The sequence below is a fragment of the Candidatus Thalassolituus haligoni genome (assembly GCF_041222825.1).
Lineage (GTDB): Bacteria > Pseudomonadota > Gammaproteobacteria > Pseudomonadales > Oceanobacteraceae > Oceanobacter > Oceanobacter antarcticus.
On record NZ_CP139482.1, the window covers coordinates 2,037,166 to 2,057,321 of the forward strand.

A 20,156-nucleotide genomic window follows, 5' to 3' on the forward strand; every position below is an offset into this window, starting at 1 on the left:
GTGCTAAAGACTATCGCTGTGGTAAAAGAAAAAGTACGGTTGAATACTATTTAGGCTGTGTTATTTATGCCTTTATAGTTATGCTTGAATTATTGATATGTCTTACTTTGTGCAGGAAATACAATGAAAAAATTATTGATTGTACCGCTGCTGCTGACAGCGTCGTTGACGATGGCGGATACCGTGTTTGTGGATGTACGTACCGATGAGGAATTTCAGCAAGATCATCTTGAAAGCGCTGCACATATTCCTTTTCAGCAAATAGCCGCAGAAATTGGCAAGTTGAATCTGGCGAAGGATGACGAAGTGGTGCTGTATTGCCGCTCTGGTCGGCGTGCCGATATTGCTGCTGAAACCCTGGCGGGGATGGGATTCACCCACGTCAAAAACGTCAAGACACTGGATGGCGCCCGGTCGTATCAATCCACGCTGACCGCCAAACCTTGAACGGATTGGTTAGGTAAGTCCTTATAAATCAAAAGGTTGAGTGTTTATTTGCAACCAATGACAGAAGCTGAGCTGTCTTCGTCATTGGTTGTCCTTAACGCTATTCGACAAACGCCAACGCCTGTTCCATGACTTCCGGCCCGGCACCTTTCTTGTGTGCGTTTTCACTGAGATGGCGGCGATACAGTCGTGCGCCTTTCTGAGCATTAAACAGGCCCAGTGTATGGCGGCTGATATGGTGCAACGTTGCCCCTTTACCCAACTGCTCTTCAATGTAGGGGTACAGGCGGCGAATCACATCGGCTTTTGATACCGGGGGCTTTGGGGCTGCAGCTGCACTTTCGAAATAGAGCGCATCGACATCCAGTAGAATGCCGGGGTTCTGGTAGGCCTCCCGGCCGACCATTACGCCATCAAGGTGTTGCAAGCATTGTAATGATTCTTCGTGGGTTTTCAGACCGCCGTTAAGGAGAATTTCCAGCTGCGGGAGTTCCTGTTTCAGCCGGTAGACGTAGTCGTACTTCAACGGTGGCACTTCGCGGTTTTCTTTTGGAGAGAGTCCCTGCAGGATGGCTTTGCGGGCGTGAACAATAAATACCTCACAGCCTGCTTCGGCGACGGTGGCCACGAAGTCGCGCATATGTTCGTAGCTGTCCTGATCATCAATACCGATGCGATGCTTGACGGTAACGGGAATATCACAGCTGTCACGCATGGCTTTGACGCAGTCGGCGACCAACGGTGGGTGACCCATCAGGCAGGCGCCAATCATGTTGTTTTGTACCCGGTCGCTGGGGCAGCCGACATTCAGGTTGACCTCGTCGTAACCCCAATCCTGGGCGAAACGGGCACATTGGGCCAGCTCATCCGGGTTGCTGCCGCCCAGCTGCAGGGCAATCGGGTGTTCAATGTCGTGGTATTGCAAAAAGCGCTCACGATTGCCATGAATCAGGGCACCGGTTGTCACCATTTCGGTGTACAGCAGCGCCTGGCGGGATAGCTGCCGCCAAAAAAAACGGCAATGAGAATCACTCCAATCCATCATCGGCGCAGTACTGAAACGGCGATTCAGTGCGGTCATTGGTTGTCACCCTCTGGCCGCGCTAACTGTTCCAATGCGTTGAGGTATTGCTTGCGACGTAATAGCAGATGCCAACGGCGTCCGCCAACCTGACGCCAGAGAATGGCGGCGCGGATGCCGGACAGCAGTAATGCACGCACCCGGTTGGCGGTGTGTTCGTTTTGCAGGTGAGTCGGGTTGCCGGTAACGTGAATGCGAAAGCTGAGGTTGCTCAATGTCTGTTTGTAGAGTTCGGCCAGAGCAGCAATGGTGTTTTCGTGGCTGATGGAAAAGTGCTCCACCTGGCGGGAAGCTTGCTGAATGCCATTGCCAAGGGCAGTAATCATGTTTTGATTGCGGCGTAATTTGCTTTCAAGGTGCAGGATGGCCACGGTATAGCGGGTGATGTCCGGGCTGAGGCCGCCGCCCTTGCCGGAAGCCAGGGTCAACAGGGTGTTGATACCCAGGTTCAGGCTGTGACCGGGGTCGCCGTAGATAGCATCAAACGACTCCGGGTTTTGCTCAAACAAGCTGGACAACAAGGGGGTTGCATCGGTGAGCGGTATGTCTCCGGTGCGAGCCAGTTGCTCCACCAGGGTGGCCGCCTGAACGACGGCGGCAATGGCGATGGCTTGCTGGCGACGATCGGTCATGTTGGCTTCCTGTTGTTTTGTGTGGTTTCGATGACGCCACCACCGAGGCAGGTTTCATTAAGATAAAACACCACTGATTGACCCGGAGTGATGGCGCGTTGTGGGCTGTCGAATACGACCCGGTAGCCGATCTGGCCATGGTTGTCCTGGCGTTCAATCACACAAGCCTGGTCATCCTGGCGATAACGCACCTTGGCGGTACAGCGTAGTGGCAGGTTTTCCGGCTCCTGGTTGACCCAGAAAATAGCGCCGGTGGTGAGGGTGTCGGTAAACAGTAATGGGTGATTTTTGCCTTGTACGGCAATCAGTACATTACGTTCGAGATCCTTGCCTGCCACAAACCAGGGCTGATCCGGATGGTTGGCAAGCCCGCCAATGCCCAATCCCTGGCGCTGCCCCAGGGTGTGGTACATCAACCCCTGGTGCTCGCCAATGTCCTCTCCTGTGGGCGTTTCTATGCGTCCGGGTTGAGCCGGGAGGTATTGTTTGAGAAAGTCGCGAAAGCGTCGTTCGCCAATAAAGCAGATACCGGTAGAGTCTTTCTTGTTCGCGGTAACCAGCCCGTTGGCTTCGGCAATTTTACGTACTTCGGGTTTTTCCAGTTCGCCAACCGGAAAGAGTGTCTGGGCTATCTCGGTGCCGCCAACGGCATGCAGGAAGTAGCTTTGATCCTTATTCGGATCAAGCCCCTTGAGCAATTCGGTTTGACCGGTAGCCGTGTCGCGTCGACGCACGTAGTGACCGGTAGCGATCAGCTCGGCACCCAGTACCTTGGCGTATTCGAGAAAGGCTTTGAACTTGATTTCGCGGTTACAGAGAATATCCGGGTTGGGGGTGCGCCCAGCCTTGTACTCAGCGAGAAAGTATTCGAAGACGTTGTCCCAGTATTCGGCTGCAAAATTGGCCTGATGCAAATGAATCCCCAGGGCATCACATACCTGTTGGGCATCAGCCAGGTCGTCTTTGGCGGTGCAGTATTCGGTGCCGTCATCTTCATCCCAGTTTTTCATAAACAGGCCTTCGACCTGATAGCCTTGTTGCAGTAGCAGCCAGGCAGAAACGGATGAGTCAACACCGCCGGACATGCCAACAATGACTTTGGTGTTCTGGTTTGACATCTTACGGGTGCTCAACGATTGCGTTTAACGGAAATAGTTTGCCAGCGAGGTAATCTTCGACGCAGGATAGAACCATGCTGCTACGAAGATTGGGGCAATTACGCAGTTCTTCAATGGTCATCCAGCGGGGGCCAAGGATGCCGTCATCCAAGGGGCTGTCTGGCAGGTACTGGTCGGCGCTGGCGCTGAAGCAGTAACGGTGGTAAGTCACGCCGTTGGTGGGAGCTGTGTAGGTGTAAAGGCCAATCAGGGCGGTGGGGGTGACTTGCCAACCGCTTTCTTCGAGCGTTTCCCGAATGGCGGCATTGATAATGGTCTCGCCCTGTTCGATATGCCCGGCAGGCTGGTTAATCACCGTTTCGCCAGCGCAAATCTCTTCAATCATCAGAAAACGTTGATCCTGCTCAACAACGGTGGCAACGGTGGCGTGGGGTGTCCAGCGACTCGGCATGGTGGCTCCTGGCGTTAGCGAGGGCAAATGATAAACGATTGTGACGGCAACCCCAAAACCTGCTGAGCTTTTGTGGTGTGATCAGGGTGTCGCTGCTCCGTTTCAGGGCTTGCGTTTGGCTTTGGGTGCGTGGGCGTTGCTCAGCTTGCTCCTTGCTGGTTTGTGCGCTCGGTTGTGCTTGTTGCTGTTGCCGCGAGCAGGCCGTGCCGGTGTTGCTGGCATATGAACCGTTTCGCTGCGGTATTGGCCTGGCGGCAACGTGCCGAGTGCCCAGGGGCCTATGGCAGCCCGAACCAGCCGCAAGGTTGGATGGCCTATGTGGGCGGTCATGCGGCGTACCTGACGATTGCGGCCTTCGGTGATGCGTATTTCCAGCCAACTGGTGACATCGTTGGCACGTTGGCGAATAGGCGGGTTACGGGGCCAGAGTCGGGGTTCTGCAATCTGCTCGGCGTAGGCAGGGCGGGTTGGCCCGTCTTTCAGAAGAATACCCTGGCGCAGTTGTTCCAGTTTGTTTTCGTCGGGGATTCCTTCTACCTGTACCCAATAGGTTTTTTCCATTTTTTGTGCCGGATTGGCAATTCTGGCCTGTAATTGACCATCATCCGTGAGCAGTAGCAGGCCTTCGGAGTCATAATCCAGTCTGCCTGCGGGGTAGACCTTTGGGATGTCGACTAAAGTAGCGAGGGTTTTTCGTCCCTCAGTATCGGTAAACTGTGACAAGACGTTAAAAGGTTTGTTGACAAGAATAAGCAGGGCCATATGCGCTCATTGTTCTGTAGGAAAACTACCTAACTGATAGTCTAGCTTGCAATTTCTGTAGAAAAACTACAAATTATGCGCCGTTTCACGATTGGAATATCGTCGGAGTGGGCGATATTCCGGCGAATTCGGGTAATCCCCGCGTTCGTTTTCATCTTTGTCTGCGGGTTCCTGCCAAAGTATAACTGCCAAAAGTGGTTGTAAGGGAATCCGAGCGCTATAGCAATTTCAGCACAATACAACAGGAGTAAGAATGTCTATCAATAATCCTACCATTATCTACACCGACACCGATGAGGCCCCGGCACTCGCGACCTATTCCTTACTCCCAATTGTTAAGGCTTTTGCCGGGCAGACTGGCATTACAGTTGAAACCCGCGACATCTCTCTTGCTGGCCGCATCATTTCCCAGTTCCCGGAATATCTGACTGAAGAACAACGTCAGCCGGATGAGCTGGCTTACCTGGGCGAGCTGGCGAAGCAGCCAGATGCCAATATCATCAAGTTGCCAAACATCAGTGCGTCGATTCCTCAGCTGGAAGCTACGGTTAAGGAACTGCAGGCAAAAGGTTACAAGCTGCCTTCCTATCCGGCTAATCCGCAGACGGATGAAGAAAAAGACATTCGTGTTCGTTACGATCGCATCAAAGGCAGTGCAGTAAACCCGGTGCTGCGTGAAGGTAACTCTGACCGTCGTGCGCCAGAATCTGTCAAAGCTTATGCTCGCGCCAATCCGCACTCCATGGGTGAGTGGAGCAAAGACTCGAAGTCCAGTGTTGCTTATATGCAAGACGGTGATTTCTATGGCAGTGAGTTGTCTGTAACTATTCCTGCAGTGACCGACGTTCGTATTGAATTGGTGGACGAGGCGGGTGAAACCACGGTTCTGAAAGAAAAGCTGTCGTTACTGGCTGGTGAAGTAATCGATTCCTCTCGTATGGATGTTGCCAAGCTGCGCGAATTCTACGAAGCCGCTGCGATCGAAGCCAAAGATAAGGGCGTATTGCTGTCACTGCACTTGAAAGCCACCATGATGAAGGTGTCTGACCCGATCATGTTTGGGCACGCGGTGTCTGTTTATTACAAGGATGTGTTTGCCAAGTACGCCGACACTTTCGAAAAGCTGGGTGTGGATGTGAAGAATGGTCTGGGCGATGTTTACGCCAAGATCAAGTCTCTGCCAGATGCTGAACGGGAAGCTATCGAAGCTGATATCGCTGCGGTGTACCAATCTCGCGCTGACCTTGCCATGGTGAACTCCGACAAGGGTATCACTAACCTGCATGTACCAAACGATGTGATCGTGGATGCATCCATGCCAGCGATGATTCGTTCTTCCGGTCAGATGTGGGGTGCCGACGGCAAGTTGCACGATTCTCTGGCAATGATTCCTGACCGTTGTTATGCCGGTGTTTATCAGGAAGCCATCGACTTTTGTCGCGAAAATGGCGCGTTCGATCCACGTACCATGGGTACTGTGCCGAACGTCGGTCTGATGGCTCAAAAGGCCGAAGAATACGGTTCACACGACAAGACGTTTGAAATTCCTGCCGCTGGCACTGTGCGCGTTGTTGATGCCTCTGGTGCGGTTCTGATGGAACACAGCGTTGAATCTGGCGATATCTGGCGGATGTGTCAGGCCAAGGACGCTCCTATCCAGGATTGGGTGAAGCTGGCTGTTAGTCGCGCGCGCGCAACCGGCTGGCCGACAATCTTCTGGCTGGATGCTGATCGTGCCCACGATGCTGAGCTGATCAAGAAAGTGAACGCCTATCTGCCACAGTATGATACTGACGGTCTGGATATTCGTATCATGAAGCCTACCGATGCGACTCGTTTCTCGCTGGCGCGCATGAAGAAGGGTGAAAACACCGTTTCTGTCACCGGTAACGTTCTGCGTGATTACCTGACGGATTTGTTCCCGATTCTGGAACTCGGTACCTCGGCCAAAATGCTGTCGATTGTGCCGCTGATGAGCGGTGGTGGCTTGTTTGAAACGGGTGCTGGTGGCTCTGCACCAAAGCACGTTGAACAGCTGCTCAACGAAAACTATCTGCGCTGGGACTCGCTGGGCGAATTTATGGCGCTGGCTGCGTCTCTGGAGCACCTGGCCGAGTTCGCCAGCTTGCCAAAAGCCAATGTATTGGCCAAGGCGCTGGATGCCGCGACAGGCAAGTTCCTGGTTGAAAACAAGTCGCCTGCTCGTAAAGTGGGTGGTCTGGATAACCGTGGCAGCCACTTCTATCTGGCGATGTATTGGGCCGAGGCGCTGGCAACTCAGGATGAAGATACTGAATTGAAAGCGATCTTTACGCCTGTTTACGCGGCACTGTCGGAAAGTGAAGATAAAATCGTTGCTGAGTTGGCTGCTGTTCAAGGCAAGCCAGTTGATATTGGCGGTTACTACAAAATGAATAAAGCCTTGGTTGAGGCTGTTATGCGCCCCAGTCTGACGCTGAATAGCATTGTGGATGGCTTGGCCAAGTAATGGCTCAGACATAAAAAAACCGCCGAAAGGCGGTTTTTTTATGTCTGCTGATTGGAAGTCAGCGCATTTTTAGGCTGGGCATGGAATGCATAATTCGCTAAATGTAACAAATCAGTGATAGTCCGCTTTGCTCGCTTAGGTCTCTGTCTTGGTGTCTGTGGGCCAGTTCAGGCAGATACAGGCGGACTATTGTCATCTGCAGATAGCGGTATGTCATTAGGGGTGTCATCGAGGGCGCGGATGTTGATGGCGTGGGTGCCTTTATCGCTTGGTTTGGTGTCGAACTGTACGGCCTGGCCGGCCTTGAGAGTGCGGTAACCATCCATAACGATGGTGGAGTGGTGGGCGAACAGATCTTCTTTGCTGTCGTCAGCAAGGATAAATCCATAACCTTTTGCATTGTTGAACCATTTGACCGTTCCGGTTTTCATCGCAATACCTCCTTGTTTTTTGCCCGCATGTTGGTGCAGCAATCATTACGACGTGGCCAATACAGTACTGATAGCGGTGTCAGGCGTCAAGCCGCTAGAGCATCCTCGCTTGCACGGGTATCATGAAATCAAATTTCAAGATCATCAGTGCTATGTACCTTACTTCCGAAACTCAACTAGAATTAAACATGAGCAATCAGCCTGGGGACGATCGCGAAGGCGGGGTGGCAGTTGAAAATGCCAAACCTGCCCTCAAGAAACCCCCTATGTACAGTGTGATCATGATGAACGACGATTACACGCCCATGGAATTTGTGGTCGACGTGCTGCAACGGTTTTTTAACAGAAGTCCAGAGCAGGCCACACAGATTATGTTGACAGTTCATACCAGGGGCAGTGCAGTATGTGCCATCTACACTCGGGATGTTGCTGAAACTAAAGCTGAGTTGGTGAATCAATATGCTAGAGATTGCCAGCATCCATTGCTGTGCGAGGTAGCACCAGCTGACGATTAGGGGGACTATCAATGCTGAACAAAGAGTTAGAGCTTACTCTGAATGAGGCTTTTAAAGACGCTCGCTCAAAACGGCATGAGTTTATGACCGTAGAGCATTTATTGTTGGCATTGCTCGACAATGATGCAGCGTCAGCCGTACTTGGAGCCTGTGGGGCGGATGTTCCGCGCTTGCGCAAGGAGCTGACGGATTTTGTGGATGCAACAACGCCACTGATTCCGGATACCGATGACGAACGTGAAACCCAGCCGACCCTGGGGTTTCAGCGTGTGCTTCAGCGCGCTGTATTTCATGTGCAGTCGTCCGGCAAGGCAGAAGTTACCGGTGCCAACGTTCTCGTTGCTATTTTTAGTGAGCAGGAGAGTCAGGCGGTTTATTTTCTCAAACAACAGAATATTGCCCGTATTGATGTGGTCAATTACATCTCTCACGGCATTTCCAAGGTGTCTGGTCAGGATGATGAGTCCGGCGCAGCCGGTGCATCGGAAGCAGCAGACGAAGATGGCGAAGCATCTGCCAGTAATGCGCTGGAAGGGTATGCGACCAATCTCAACAAGGTGGCTCGTGAAGGCAAGATTGATCCGCTGATTGGCCGTGATCATGAGGTTAGCCGACTGATCCAGATTCTGTCCCGTCGCCGCAAGAATAACCCGCTGCTGGTAGGAGATTCCGGTGTCGGGAAAACGGCGATTGTCGAAGGTCTGGCCAAACGTATTGTCGATGGCGAAGTGCCTGACGTGATTAATAACGCCGTGGTTTACAGCCTGGATATGGGGGCCTTGCTTGCTGGCACCAAATACCGGGGCGATTTTGAAAAACGCCTGAAGGCCCTGTTGGCAGAACTCAAGCGCCAGCCTCACGGCATTTTGTTTATTGATGAGATCCATACCATTATCGGCGCGGGTGCCGCTTCGGGTGGTGTCATGGATGCCAGCAACCTGTTGAAGCCAATGCTGAGTTCTGGAGAGATTCGCGTCGTGGGTTCGACGACGTTTACTGAGTTTCGCGGGATTTTTGAAAAAGACAGTGCATTAACACGACGTTTTCAGAAAATTGATGTGGCTGCGCCCTCCGTTGAAGATACTTACAAAATCCTCAAGGGGCTGAAATCCAGATTTGAAGATCACCACAACGTCAAGTACACAGACAAGGCGTTGCGTGCCGCTGCAGAGCTGTCTGACCGTTACATCACGGATCGCAATCTGCCAGACAAGGCGATCGATGTGATTGATGAAGTGGGGGCGTTGCAACAGCTGTTACCTGTCAGCAAGCGCAAGAAGCAGATCAATGTCACCGAGATAGAACAGGTGATTGCGGCAATTGCCCGTATTCCGCCCAAAACAGTATCTGCGGATGACAAAGAGCTGCTGTTCAAGCTTGAAGACAAGTTGCAGATGGTGGTATTTGGTCAGAATGAGGCAATTCAGACCTTGTCGACTGCGATCAAGATGTCCCGTGCGGGCCTCAGTGCACCGCAAAAACCGATTGGTTCATTTTTGTTTGCCGGGCCGACAGGGGTGGGTAAAACCGAAGTATCGCGTCAGTTGGCCAATGTGATGGGAATGGAACTGATCCGGTTTGACATGTCCGAGTATATGGAACGTCATACGGTTTCACGCTTGATTGGTGCGCCTCCAGGGTATGTCGGCTACGATCAAGGTGGGTTGTTGACGGAAACGGTTAACAAGACGCCACACTGTGTCTTGTTGCTGGACGAGATCGAAAAGGCGCATCCAGAGGTCTTTAATATTCTGTTGCAGGTGATGGATCATGGCACGCTGACGGATAACAATGGTCGCAAGACTGACTTCCGTAACGTAATTCTGATCATGACCACTAATGCGGGCGCTGAGCGCATGAGTCGCGCCAGTATCGGCTTTACCCACCAGGATCATACGGTTGATGGTGCGGAAGAATTGAAAAAGTTCTTTACGCCAGAATTCCGTAATCGTCTGGATGCGACCGTGCAGTTTGCGGCGTTGGGTCGAGACACGATTCTGAATGTGGTCGACAAGTTCCTGGCTGAGTTGCAGGGGCAGTTGGATGACAAGCGCGTGATGTTGCATATCGATGATGATGCACGTTTCTGGCTGGCAGAGCATGGCTATGACGAAAAAATGGGTGCTCGCCCAATGGGTCGTCTGGTGCAGGAAAAGGTCAAGAAGCCGTTGGCAGAAAAGATTCTGTTCGGAGAATTGGCGCGTGGTGGGGATGTACTGGTTCAGGTCGAAGACGGCGAGTTAGTGATTGTCGTGCCTGAAGAGGTGCCTGCCTGAAGAGGGGGGTAGTCTGTGCCCCTGCCTGTTAAGGCAGGGGCACAGATATCGCTACCGATTAACGGGCGCGATAGGTAATTCGGCCTTTACTAAGGTCGTAGGGAGTCAGCTCAACCTTGACCTTGTCGCCAGTCAGGATGCGGATGTAGTTCTTGCGCATCTTTCCGGAAATGTGAGCCGTAACCACGTGACCGTTTTCAAGTTTTACGCGGAACATGGTATTAGGCAGAGTGTCTATAACCTCACCTTCCATTTCAATATGATCGTCTTTCGCCATTCATCACCTGTTTAGAGAATATACAGAGCGGGCGCATTCTGCCCTAATTCCCTTCAATAATCAAAGTTATACGACAGAATAACTACACCAATTGCCACTAACGAACTGTTCCAGTGGCTGGAAGTCGGTTTTGTATTCCATTTTGGTACAGCCAGGCACCCAGTATCCCAGGTAATGATGCGGCAATTTCAGTGCTGCCGTCAGTCGGGTCAGTTGCAGGATCATAAAGGTACCTGGTGACTCGCGGGTCAGTGCCGGGTCATAAAAACAATAAACAGATGATAAACCATCCATAAACACATCAAATACCAGGCAGGCCCTGAAGTGGCCGTTTTCTCTGGCAACTAGGAAAAAATGATTGTTGAAGCCGTTGACGAGGAAGTCGTTAAATTGTTCTTTTGATGGCGGATACATACTGCCGTCGGCATGGCGTGCATCAATGTAGGCTGCGTAATCCGGGTACAAATTCATCGCAGGTGTTTCTACACTGAGTTGCCAGTGCTTCAGGCGTTGTAATACTTTGCGGAAACGACGTTTGGGTGAAAATCGATCAACCGGGATGCGCACCGACGTGCAGGCGTTACAGTTTGGGCAGTCCGGTCGATAGAGGCTGCGACCACTGCGGCGGAAGCCGTTCAGGTTGAGTTGGCTGAGCAGGAATTCATCCGGAACTATCTTGGGATCGACATACAGGCTGACGGATTCCTGATTGGTCAGATAACCACAGGGGTGAGTTGATTGTGGTTTGAGTAGCATGATTCGGGTCACTGTGGCACCTCCGAAGGGCTGGTGGAGCCGGTTGTTGCTGGCTTATTTAGCCAAGTTGGCAACAAAGGTCTGGTAGGTATACGTTGAATCGCCTGGTGCAGGTGGCTTTCGAACTGACGGCGGCTGAGAGTGACAATGCCGAATCTGGCCAGGTGCTCGGTATGCATTTGGCAATCGATTATTTTTATACCGTTATCTATTAGTTGTGGTGCAGCACAGGCAAATGCCAATTTTGCGGTGTTGGGTTGGCGGGAAAACATCGATTCACCAAAAAAGGCCACGCCAATCCGGATGCCATAAAAACCACCAACCAGATCACCTTTGTTGTTCCAGCATTCAACGCTCAAGGCAAAACCGGCAGCAGCCAGGCGATGGTATTCATCGATCATTTCTGGCTGGATCCAGGTGCCTGAATGTTTGGCGTGGGTTTCTGCGCAAGCGGCCATTACCTGCCTGAAGGCCAGGTTGCTGGTAAAGCTCAGTGGGCTGCGTTTCAGTTCTTTGCGAATGGTGCGCGGAATACGAAAAGTGTCCGCCAAAATGACGGCTCGGGGCGCTGGTGTCCACCACAAGCGAGGCTCGTCATGGCCATGCCACGGGAATATACCTCTGGAATAGGCATGATGTAGCCACAGAGGGGTTATTTTTCCTCCGGCAGCCAACAATCCATTGGGATCGTTCAAAGCGTTCGATGTATCCGGAAATTGCGGATCAGCGCATTCATCCAACCAATCAATCATGTTTTAGCCGTGGTAAACTCAGGTCTTTATTGATGTCGCAGGGTATTGATTTGTCTAAGGATACACCGGAAATGGCCGATGCCGTTGATGCTAATTCCGGAGCTCAGGCTGCAGCCGTATGGAGCCGTCGTCAGGATGCCTTGTTTTTGCTGCTGACGCTGGCCTGTTTGCTGCTGTTAATGGCGTTGTCCAGCTATTCTCCATCAGATCAGGGCTGGTCTGCCAGTGGCTCCGGGCCTGCGCATAATGCCGTCGGGAAAGTAGGTGCCATTGTTGCCGATATTCTGTTTCATGGCTTCGGCTATCTTGCCTATGGTTTGCCCGCTTTACTACTGGCGAAGCTCTGGTTGCTGTTCCGTAAGCCGGATCGAGCGGGCTGGGTCATTTGGTTGTTACGGGGCTTCGGTATTGTCCTGACGCTGTCCGCTTTGTGTTCACTGGCGCACCTGAGTATCTGGCTCGGGCAGGAGTTGCCAGTTGGTTCTGGTGGTGTCCTGGGAGTAACGGTTTTTGGCTTTCTTTCACCGCTGTTTGGCTTTTCTGGCTCGGTTGTAATTCTTGTAGCGGGTTTGGCGTTGGGGTTGATGCTGTTCCTCGAATTTTCGTGGCTGGGGTTATTTGACCGGATTGGCGGAGCACTGCTGGCCTTGTTCTCCCGCAGGAAAAAGTCTGATCTGGCGGTTAGTGACTGGCAAGATCATTCGATGCCAGCTGCAGTGTTAGGCTCGAGCGACAATGACAGTGATGATGTCAATTTACTGGATGCGCAGGGCAATGATATGGATGTTGATAGCCCAGCAGCCGGGTTCTGGTCACGCTTGGGTATCGGTAAGAAAAAGGGCGCGGGTAACGACGAGCCGGTCAACGCTGGTGAGGTCGATCCAGAGCGGAAAGCCGATATGGCCACTGCTGCGGCGCGAAGTGGCGGGCGCTCGGAACCGGTGCTGGGTGATGCCGGTTTGCTGGATGTATTTCCCTCTGCTGTTGCTGACGATGATGCCGATGATAATATTTTTTCTGCCGCGTCTGAAATGCCGCTGGTAGCGGTAGCGCCGGAGCCAGTTGTTGCGGCAACAGCAGGATCGAACCGTCGTCCATCGTTGCCGCAAGAGGATGATGCGGATATTCCATGGTTGACCGAGCCAGACACCTCGACACCTTCGCCGCGTGTACCCGCTGCACCAGCGGCTGCAGCAACATCCCGCAACCCGGAGGAAGCAAGTCGGGTGAATGCTGCAGCCAAACCGGCGAGTGTTGTTGCAGAAGACAAGGTGATTCCCATTCAGCCGCTGGAAAAAAAAGACACGGGGGTTAGCGAACGAGCCAAGCGCGATTTGCAAGGTGCGCTGTTCCAGGAAAAATCCCCCTTGCCTTCGATCGCGGTACTGGATCCTCCGCGTACCGATCAGAAAAGTGGCTTCTCGTCGGAACGATTACATGAGATGTCGAAGTTGCTGGTGCAGAAGTTGGCAGACTTTGGCGTCAAGATTGCTGTGGTTGCCGTTGCGCCCGGGCCGGTGATTACGCGCTTTGAAATCCAGCCAGCGCCTGGGGTCAAGGCAAGCAAAATTACCAACCTGGCAAAAGACCTGGCCCGCTCCATGGCAATGATCAGTGTTCGAGTGGTGGAGGTGATTCCCGGGAAATCGGTCATGGGGATCGAGGTTCCCAACGAAAATCGCGCGATCGTGTCATTTTCCGAAGTCCTGTCTTCCAACGAATTCGACAAATCAAAATCGCCATTAACACTGGCGCTCGGGCATGACATTGGCGGTAACTCGATTGTGGCGGATCTGGCGAAAATGCCTCACCTTCTGGTGGCAGGTACTACCGGTTCGGGTAAGTCGGTGGGCATCAATGCCATGATCCTGAGCATGCTCTTCAAAGCCACACCGGAAGAGCTGCGCCTGATCATGGTTGACCCCAAGATGCTGGAATTGTCTGTTTATGAGGGGATTCCACATCTGCTGACGCCGGTTATTACCGATATGAAAGAGGCGGCTAATGGCTTGCGTTGGTCCGTGGCCGAAATGGAGCGGCGCTATCAGCTAATGGCGACCATGGGTGTGCGTAACCTGGCGGGCTACAACAAGAAAGTACGTGATGCGATTGCAGCCGGTGAGCCGCTACTGGATCCGCTTTGGGATATTTCGCAGTCGTACGACACGACGCCACGAATGATGGAACCCTTGCCTTATATTGTGATCGTGATCGACGAATTCGCTGACATGATGATGATGGTGGGCAAAAAGGTTGAAGAGCTGATTGCCCGCATCGCCCAGAAAGCTCGTGCCGCAGGCATTCATATGATACTGGCAACGCAACGGCCGTCGGTCGATGTGATTACCGGGTTGATCAAAGCCAACGTTCCGACACGTATTGCCTTCCAGGTATCTTCCCGCATCGATTCCAGAACCATTCTGGATCAGGGCGGGGCAGAGCAACTGCTGGGCCATGGCGATATGTTGTTTATGCCACCGGGGCTGGCTTTGCCGGAACGGATACACGGTGCCTTTGTCGATGATGATGAGGTGCACCGGGTTGTGGCAGAGTGGAAGTTGCGTGGTGAACCAGATTATCTGGAGGAAATTACCCAGATGTCGGAGGAATCACAGTCCGTCCTGGCCGCTGGAGAAGGCGGCGACGAACAGGATGAGCTGTTTGATCAGGCCGTCGCCTTCGTGACGGAATCGGGTAAATGTTCAACCTCATCGGTACAGCGCAAATTGCGTATTGGTTACAACCGCGCGGCGCGCCTGGTTGAAGCGATGGAAGCTGCCGGAGTGGTGAGCCCTCCGGCCCATAACGGCAGTCGTGAAGTCATGGCTGCTGCGCCGCCGGATCGGCCTTTTTAATGAATCTCAAAAGCAACAAGTTACTTCGGTGACGTTCTCAAATATTAAACCGATCCTGCTGACAGGCTGTGGCAAATCATTGAGAGCGCCCCCTGGTGTTGTTACAAATTCTGGAATATTTGAGGATGTCTTTTTGTCTCTGAACCGTTTTTTTCATCCGTTGCCGAAGGTGTTTTTGACACTGCTGGCGGCTGTTTTTTATTCTCTGGTGGCGGCTGCCGATGACGCTGCCCTGACGTCTTTTGTACAGCGATTGGGAGGAACGACGACGCTGGAAGCTGATTTTGTTCAGACCGTCCAGGATCAACAAGGGCAAGTGCTGCAACAAACCGAAGGGCGTCTGGCGATTGCCAATCCTGGAAAATTACGCTGGGAAACCCGTCCGCCTTACGAGCAACTGGTGGTCTCGGACGGCAAGGTGGTCTGGGTTTATGATCAGGATCTAGAGCAGGTCACCATCCGTAATCTGGAGATGCGGGTGCAGGATACACCTGCCTTGCTGCTGGGTGGGCGGCAAGCAGATGTTGCCAGTAACTTTGAGGTTAGCCAGTTCCAACAGGATGGCTTGCGCGTATTTCATTTGATTCCGCATGATAAAAGCCAATTGTTCGAGTCACTCGAATTTGCCTATCAGGCTGATCAGTTAGTGTCGATGACCATTGCCGACGCCACCGGTCAGGTGACGGATATTCAGCTCAGCAACGTTGCGCGTAATCAGCCGCTGGATGGGATGGCCTTTGTGTTTGATGTGCCAGAAGGTGTTGATGTGATTGATGCCCGTGCCGGTTTCTGATGGCTTCAGGCTCTGCTGATCTGTTTGCCCAGCCAGGTGGTTATGAACCGCTGGCATCTCGCATGCGGCCGCAATCACTGCAGGAATATGTCGGCCAGACCCATGTGGTTGGTCCCGGCGCGCCATTGCGCCGTTCGCTGGATGCAGGGCAACTGCATTCGCTGATTTTCTGGGGGCCTCCAGGTGTCGGTAAAACCACGCTGGCGCGGCTGGTTGCCAGTTATGTTGATGCCCGATTTATTTCTCTGAGTGCGGTGATGTCGGGTGTCAAAGACATCCGGGCGGCGGTCGACCAGGCCCGTATGTATCGTTCCCAAGGCATCATGACGGTGCTGTTTATTGACGAAGTGCACCGCTTTAACAAGTCCCAACAAGATGCCTTTCTGCCTCATGTCGAAGACGGAACGCTGCTGTTTATTGGCGCCACCACCGAGAACCCCTCGTTTGAACTGAACAACGCCTTGCTCTCTCGCGCCCAGGTATACGTGCTGCGCAGCCTGAGCCAGGACGAGGTGTTGCTGGTATTGCAGCAGGCCGAGCAACGTTTGCTGACAGCGGGCGAGTTATCCGCTGTTGCTGAAGCCGATGCCCTGCAACGTATCGCCCTGGTGGCCGATGGCGATGCTCGTCGAGCGCTGAATAACTATGAATTTGCTTTGCAGTTGGCTGCTGGCCAGGCACTGACTCCCGCAGTGATTGATACCCTGCTGACTCAGCCAGGGCGTCGCTTTGACAAGGGCGGCGAAGCTTTTTATGACCAGATTTCGGCGATGCACAAATCGGTTCGTGGTTCTGATCCGGATGCGGCCTTGTACTGGCTGGTACGAATGTTGGATGGTGGTTGTGATCCGCTGTATCTGGCCCGGCGTATTGTGCGGATGGCCAGTGAAGATATTGGTAATGCGGATCCACGTGCGTTGGGGCTGTGTATGAGTGCCTGGGATACTCAGGAGCGCCTGGGCAGCCCGGAGGGCGAATTGGCATTAGCCCAGGCCGTGATTTATCTGGCCTGTGCGCCCAAAAGTAATGCCGTTTATAAAGCTTATAATGAGGTGCGCGCCCTGATTGCCTCACAGCCAGGATTTGAGGTGCCGCTGCATTTGCGTAATGCACCAACCCGGCTGATGAAGGAGCTCGATTATGGTGCGGAATACCGCTACGCCCATGATGAACCGGGTGCATTTGCGGCGGGAGAAAATTACCTTCCGGCTGAATTACGCGACGCCTGTTTTTACCATCCGGTAGAGCGTGGACTGGAGAGTAAAATCGGTCAGAAACTGGAACACCTGAAAGAGTTGAATCGTCAGTCGCCGATTCAGCGTTACCATCACAATCATTCGGATCAGCCCGAATAGACAAGATAGAAGGAGAATGATCATGGCCCTGTTATGGATCGGACTGGGCGGCGCCCTGGGAGCAATCTCCCGCTACTGGGTGGCCAGCACCGTATTCCGCTGGATGGGCAAGGCGTTCCCGTATGGCACGCTGTCAGTGAACCTGATAGGCTCCTTCGTGATTGGCTTGGCCTTTGTTTTGCTGGTTCAGCAGCAGTGGGGCAGTGAGCACCACAAGCAGTTGGCCATGGTTGGTTTTCTGGGGGCCTTTACCACGTTCTCGACGTTTTCTCTGGAAAGTGTGGCCTTGTTGCAGCAGCAGCGATATAGCGCATTTGCAGCCTACATCGGCGTTTCCGTCATTGGCTGTTTGCTGGCAACCGGTACTGGTATGGTGCTGGCCAACAGTCTGCTTAAAAGCCATAGCTGATACGGAGGGCAACTCTGCAAACGCCTGTTCTCGACAGGGTCTTGCAGGATGTGCCCCGAACTCAATTTAGACGTTTTACATATCCGGACTTTATTCACATGCTCGACATCAAGTTTATTCGCGACAACCTGGAAATCGTAACGGCAGCACTGGGGAAAAAAGGCGTTGAATTTGACGCTGCCAGTTTTTCCTCCATGGATGAGCGTCGCAAGTCCGCATTGACCCGCGCCCAATCCTTGCAGGCCGAAAAGAAAAAAGCCTCCAGGCAGGTGGGTGTGTTGATCAAGCAGGGAATGTCGCCGGACGCCGCCAAGAGCCAGGTGATGGGCGGCATTGACTCCGATATCTCCGTTGCCGAAAGCGAAGCCAAAGAAGCCGAAGCGGCCCTGCACGACTGGCTGATGGCCATTCCGAACGTACCGCATGACGACGTTCCTGCTGGCAAGGATGAAGACGACAACATCGAAGTTCTGACCTGGGGTGAACCGGTCAAACTGGATTTTAGCGCCCGTGATCATGTGGATCTGGGTGAGCCGCTGGGAATGAGCTTTGATGCGGGTACGGCGGTTGCCGGTTCCCGTTTTGTTGCTCTGAGTGGCCAAATCGCCCGGCTGCATCGGGCACTCGCCCAGTTTATGCTCAATACCCATATTGAAGAACATGGTTATGAAGAAACCTATGTCCCTTATCTGGTGAATAGAGAGGCGCTGGAAGGCACTGGCCAGTTGCCCAAATTTGCGGAAGATCTGTTTTGTATCCCGGCAGCACAAGGCGACAAGGATTTTTATTTGATCCCGACCGCCGAAGTACCAGTGACCAATCTGCTGCGTGACAGCGTGGTTGAGGCTGAGTTGCCGATCAAAAAAGTGGCTCATACGCCCTGTTTTCGCAGTGAAGCGGGCAGCTATGGTCGCGATACGCGCGGCATGATTCGTCAGCACCAGTTCGACAAGGTTGAGCTGGTGCAATTTGTTCAGGCGGGCCAGTCTGAAACTGCGCTGGAAGAACTCACAGGCCATGCCGAAGCAATTCTGCAGAAGCTGGGCTTGCCGTATCGCAAGGTGATTCTGTGTGGTGGCGACCTGGGATTTTCGGCGGCCAAAACCTATGATCTCGAGGTCTGGTTGCCAGGACAGGACAAGTATCGCGAGATCTCATCGTGCAGTAACTTTATGGATTATCAGGCGCGTCGTATGCAGGCGCGCTGGCGTAACCCGGAAACAGGCAAGCCCGAGCTGCTGCATACCCTGAACGGTTCCGGCCTTGCCGTTGGCCGTACGCTGGTTGCAGTGCTGGAAAACTATCAACAGGCTGACGGCAGTGTGATCGTGCCGGATGTCTTGCGCCCGTATATGGGTGGCCTTGAGGTACTGAATCCATGATGACATTGCCGCTGGTTCTGAAAGGAGACATTCGGCCATTTTATGTGGTTGGTGGCGGTGCGATTGCCAGTCGCAAGGTTCACACTCTGGTTCAGGCGGGGGCGGCAGTGACCGTGATAGCGCCAACAGCGGGGGTGGATATCGCCCGTCTGGCACAGCAGGGTTCGATTCAGTTGCAAGCTCGTGAAGCCAGTGAACAGGAGGTTTTTACTCCCGGCGCTTTTGTTGTACTGGCAACGGATAATGAGATTCTGAATGCGGTGCTCGCCAGTGCTGCTCGCCAGCAAGGGTGTTTCGTCTGTCGGGTTGATAATCAGGACGACAATGATTTTATCTTTCCGGCGGTGATTGATCGCTCGCCCGTGATGGTCGCGATTTCCAGTCGTGGTGCCTCGCCAGCATTGACGCGCCATTTGCGTCAGCGTCTGGAGGCGTTTTTGCCACAGGAATACCGTCAGCTGGGTGAAATGGTTGAAGCCATGCGTGGTCAGGTAAAAGACCGCCTGGCTGCTCCGTTGCGAACGGCATTCTGGCGCAAATTCATGCGCAGTAACGTGCCTGAGCTGGTGCTGGCGCGTCAGCCAGAGCGTGCCCAACTGCTGGCCAATCAGTTACTTGCCGGTCAGGAAGCCAGCATGGGCGAGGTGTATCTGGTCGGGGCTGGGCCAGGTGACCCGGATTTGTTGACGTTTCGTGCCTTGCGCCTGATTCAGTCTGCGGATGTAGTCTTTTATGATCGCCTGGTCGGGCCGGGTGTGATGGCGCTGATTGCGGGTGACGCTGAACGCATTTATGTTGGCAAGGCAAAAAGTGATCATGCGGTACCACAAGAAGAAATCAATCAGCGGCTGGCGGATGAGGCGCGTAAAGGCAAGCGGGTATTGCGGCTGAAAGGCGGTGACCCGTTTATCTTTGGTCGTGGCGGTGAAGAGATTGAACTGCTGGCGCAGTATGGCGTTCCCTTTCAGGTGGTGCCTGGTATCACTGCTGCCAGCGGCTGTGCTGCTTATGCCGGCATCCCACTGACGCATCGGGATCATGCCCAGAGCGTTCGTTTCGTGACCGGGCATCTGCGCGATGGCAGCTGTAATCTGCCCTGGTCCGAGCTGATTCACCCGCACCAGACGCTGGTTATCTATATGGGGTTGGGCGGCATCGCGGAAATCTGTCGGCAGCTGGTTCAGCATGGCATGGATGCGACAACACCAATCGCCTTGGTTGAGAAGGGTACGTTGCCCGATCAGAAAGTGCACATCGGCACATTGGCCGATATGCCTGACTTTATTGCTGCCAATGAGGTGCAGGCACCGACATTGACGATCATCGGCAGCGTCGTCAGTCTGCATCGCAAGCTGGCCTGGCGCAGCTGATGAGGC

18 protein-coding genes and 2 pseudogenes are annotated in these 20,156 nt (G+C 53.3%); 11 read left to right on the plus strand and 9 right to left on the minus strand.

Annotation, left to right across the window (positions count from 1 at the left end):
• Nucleotides 1–123: 123 nt before the first annotated feature.
• Complete coding sequence (locus SOJ49_RS09090) at nt 124–447, plus strand: rhodanese-like domain-containing protein (protein WP_369857906.1); 324 nt, start codon at nt 124–126, stop codon at nt 445–447.
• 100 nt (nt 448–547) lie between these two features.
• Here the strand turns inward: SOJ49_RS09090 and dusA are convergent, their stop codons facing one another.
• From dusA to SOJ49_RS09115, 5 genes are all read right to left on the minus strand, one after another.
• Complete coding sequence (gene dusA, locus SOJ49_RS09095) at nt 548–1,528, minus strand: tRNA dihydrouridine(20/20a) synthase DusA (RefSeq protein ID WP_369857907.1); 981 nt, start codon at nt 1,526–1,528, stop codon at nt 548–550.
• Nucleotides 1,525–2,160: a high frequency lysogenization protein HflD gene (gene hflD, locus SOJ49_RS09100; protein ID WP_369857908.1), complete on the minus strand. Its 636-nt coding sequence runs from the start codon at nt 2,158–2,160 to the stop codon at nt 1,525–1,527. The genes dusA and hflD overlap by 4 nt, the downstream gene beginning before the upstream one ends.
• Nucleotides 2,157–3,278, minus strand: coding sequence for a tRNA 2-thiouridine(34) synthase MnmA (gene mnmA, locus SOJ49_RS09105; RefSeq protein ID WP_369857909.1), 1,122 nt, complete (start codon nt 3,276–3,278; stop codon nt 2,157–2,159). Before mnmA ends, hflD begins: the two co-directional genes overlap by 4 nt.
• A 1-nt stretch (nt 3,279) precedes the next feature.
• A complete protein-coding gene (locus SOJ49_RS09110) occupies nt 3,280–3,729 on the minus strand; it encodes an NUDIX hydrolase (RefSeq protein ID WP_369857910.1) in 450 nt (149 codons plus the stop codon).
• A gap of 102 nt (nt 3,730–3,831) precedes the next feature.
• Nucleotides 3,832–4,491, minus strand: coding sequence for a pseudouridine synthase (locus tag SOJ49_RS09115; RefSeq protein WP_369857911.1), 660 nt, complete (start codon nt 4,489–4,491; stop codon nt 3,832–3,834).
• A gap of 253 nt (nt 4,492–4,744) precedes the next feature.
• Here SOJ49_RS09115 and SOJ49_RS09120 point away from each other — a divergent pair, with 253 nt between their 5' ends.
• A complete protein-coding gene (locus tag SOJ49_RS09120; RefSeq protein WP_369857912.1) occupies nt 4,745–6,979 on the plus strand; it encodes an NADP-dependent isocitrate dehydrogenase in 2,235 nt (744 codons plus the stop codon).
• A 167-nt stretch (nt 6,980–7,146) separates the two neighbouring features.
• Here the strand turns inward: SOJ49_RS09120 and SOJ49_RS09125 are convergent, their stop codons facing one another.
• Nucleotides 7,147–7,410, minus strand: coding sequence for a cold shock domain-containing protein (locus SOJ49_RS09125; protein ID WP_369857913.1), 264 nt, complete (start codon nt 7,408–7,410; stop codon nt 7,147–7,149).
• Nucleotides 7,411–7,598: 188 nt separating this feature from the next.
• On the opposite strand from SOJ49_RS09125, the gene clpS reads away from it, so the two are divergent.
• Nucleotides 7,599–7,925 carry an ATP-dependent Clp protease adapter ClpS gene (gene clpS / locus SOJ49_RS09130; protein WP_369857914.1) on the plus strand — a complete coding sequence of 109 codons (327 nt, stop codon included), beginning with the start codon at nt 7,599–7,601 and terminating at the stop codon, nt 7,923–7,925.
• Between the two features lie 11 nt (nt 7,926–7,936).
• Nucleotides 7,937–10,201 (plus strand): ATP-dependent Clp protease ATP-binding subunit ClpA, encoded by a 2,265-nt coding sequence (gene clpA, locus SOJ49_RS09135; RefSeq protein ID WP_369857915.1) that lies wholly within the window; start codon nt 7,937–7,939, stop codon nt 10,199–10,201.
• 58 nt (nt 10,202–10,259) lie between these two features.
• On the opposite strand, the gene infA is transcribed toward clpA, so the two are convergent.
• From infA to aat, 3 genes are all read right to left on the minus strand, one after another.
• Complete coding sequence (gene infA, locus SOJ49_RS09140; protein ID WP_028292799.1) at nt 10,260–10,478, minus strand: translation initiation factor IF-1; 219 nt, start codon at nt 10,476–10,478, stop codon at nt 10,260–10,262.
• A 66-nt stretch (nt 10,479–10,544) separates the two neighbouring features.
• The gene (locus SOJ49_RS09145; protein ID WP_369857916.1) at nt 10,545–11,246 is read right to left on the minus strand and encodes an arginyltransferase; all 702 of its coding nucleotides are present in this window, start codon (nt 11,244–11,246) and stop codon (nt 10,545–10,547) included.
• Complete coding sequence (gene aat, locus SOJ49_RS09150; RefSeq protein WP_369857917.1) at nt 11,243–11,986, minus strand: leucyl/phenylalanyl-tRNA--protein transferase; 744 nt, start codon at nt 11,984–11,986, stop codon at nt 11,243–11,245. The genes SOJ49_RS09145 and aat overlap by 4 nt, the downstream gene beginning before the upstream one ends.
• A gap of 179 nt (nt 11,987–12,165) precedes the next feature.
• Between aat and SOJ49_RS09155 the strand changes: the two are divergent.
• From SOJ49_RS09155 to cysG, 7 genes and pseudogenes are all read left to right on the plus strand, one after another.
• Nucleotides 12,166–12,558 (plus strand): annotated as a pseudogene (locus SOJ49_RS09155) (DNA translocase FtsK 4TM domain-containing protein); the annotation flags it as partial.
• An 804-nt stretch (nt 12,559–13,362) separates the two neighbouring features.
• Nucleotides 13,363–14,841 (plus strand): annotated as a pseudogene (locus tag SOJ49_RS09160) (DNA translocase FtsK); the annotation flags it as partial.
• Nucleotides 14,842–14,974: 133 nt separating this feature from the next.
• A complete protein-coding gene (lolA, locus tag SOJ49_RS09165) occupies nt 14,975–15,634 on the plus strand; it encodes an outer membrane lipoprotein chaperone LolA (RefSeq protein WP_369857918.1) in 660 nt (219 codons plus the stop codon).
• Nucleotides 15,634–16,989 (plus strand): replication-associated recombination protein A, encoded by a 1,356-nt coding sequence (locus SOJ49_RS09170; protein WP_369857919.1) that lies wholly within the window; start codon nt 15,634–15,636, stop codon nt 16,987–16,989. The genes lolA and SOJ49_RS09170 overlap by 1 nt, the downstream gene beginning before the upstream one ends.
• Before the next feature lie 22 nt (nt 16,990–17,011).
• The gene (gene crcB, locus SOJ49_RS09175) at nt 17,012–17,398 is read left to right on the plus strand and encodes a fluoride efflux transporter CrcB (RefSeq protein ID WP_369857920.1); all 387 of its coding nucleotides are present in this window, start codon (nt 17,012–17,014) and stop codon (nt 17,396–17,398) included.
• 98 nt (nt 17,399–17,496) lie between these two features.
• Nucleotides 17,497–18,780, plus strand: coding sequence for a serine--tRNA ligase (serS, locus tag SOJ49_RS09180; protein WP_369857921.1), 1,284 nt, complete (start codon nt 17,497–17,499; stop codon nt 18,778–18,780).
• The gene (cysG, locus tag SOJ49_RS09185; RefSeq protein WP_369857922.1) at nt 18,777–20,150 is read left to right on the plus strand and encodes a siroheme synthase CysG; all 1,374 of its coding nucleotides are present in this window, start codon (nt 18,777–18,779) and stop codon (nt 20,148–20,150) included. The genes serS and cysG overlap by 4 nt, the downstream gene beginning before the upstream one ends.
• The last annotated feature ends 6 nt before the right edge of the window (nt 20,151–20,156 follow it).

Coding starts and splice junctions, on each gene's coding strand:
- SOJ49_RS09090 (WP_369857906.1), top strand. CDS start 124: ATGAAAAAATTATTGATTGTACCGCTGCTGCTGACAGCGTCGTTGACG.
- dusA (WP_369857907.1), bottom strand. CDS start 1,528: ATGACCGCACTGAATCGCCGTTTCAGTACTGCGCCGATGATGGATTGG.
- hflD (WP_369857908.1), bottom strand. CDS start 2,160: ATGACCGATCGTCGCCAGCAAGCCATCGCCATTGCCGCCGTCGTTCAG.
- mnmA (WP_369857909.1), bottom strand. CDS start 3,278: ATGTCAAACCAGAACACCAAAGTCATTGTTGGCATGTCCGGCGGTGTT.
- SOJ49_RS09110 (WP_369857910.1), bottom strand. CDS start 3,729: ATGCCGAGTCGCTGGACACCCCACGCCACCGTTGCCACCGTTGTTGAG.
- SOJ49_RS09115 (WP_369857911.1), bottom strand. CDS start 4,491: ATGGCCCTGCTTATTCTTGTCAACAAACCTTTTAACGTCTTGTCACAG.
- SOJ49_RS09120 (WP_369857912.1), top strand. CDS start 4,745: ATGTCTATCAATAATCCTACCATTATCTACACCGACACCGATGAGGCC.
- SOJ49_RS09125 (WP_369857913.1), bottom strand. CDS start 7,410: ATGAAAACCGGAACGGTCAAATGGTTCAACAATGCAAAAGGTTATGGA.
- clpS (WP_369857914.1), top strand. CDS start 7,599: ATGAGCAATCAGCCTGGGGACGATCGCGAAGGCGGGGTGGCAGTTGAA.
- clpA (WP_369857915.1), top strand. CDS start 7,937: ATGCTGAACAAAGAGTTAGAGCTTACTCTGAATGAGGCTTTTAAAGAC.
- infA (WP_028292799.1), bottom strand. CDS start 10,478: ATGGCGAAAGACGATCATATTGAAATGGAAGGTGAGGTTATAGACACT.
- aat (WP_369857917.1), bottom strand. CDS start 11,986: ATGATTGATTGGTTGGATGAATGCGCTGATCCGCAATTTCCGGATACA.
- SOJ49_RS09170 (WP_369857919.1), top strand. CDS start 15,634: ATGGCTTCAGGCTCTGCTGATCTGTTTGCCCAGCCAGGTGGTTATGAA.
- crcB (WP_369857920.1), top strand. CDS start 17,012: ATGGCCCTGTTATGGATCGGACTGGGCGGCGCCCTGGGAGCAATCTCC.
- serS (WP_369857921.1), top strand. CDS start 17,497: ATGCTCGACATCAAGTTTATTCGCGACAACCTGGAAATCGTAACGGCA.
- cysG (WP_369857922.1), top strand. CDS start 18,777: ATGATGACATTGCCGCTGGTTCTGAAAGGAGACATTCGGCCATTTTAT.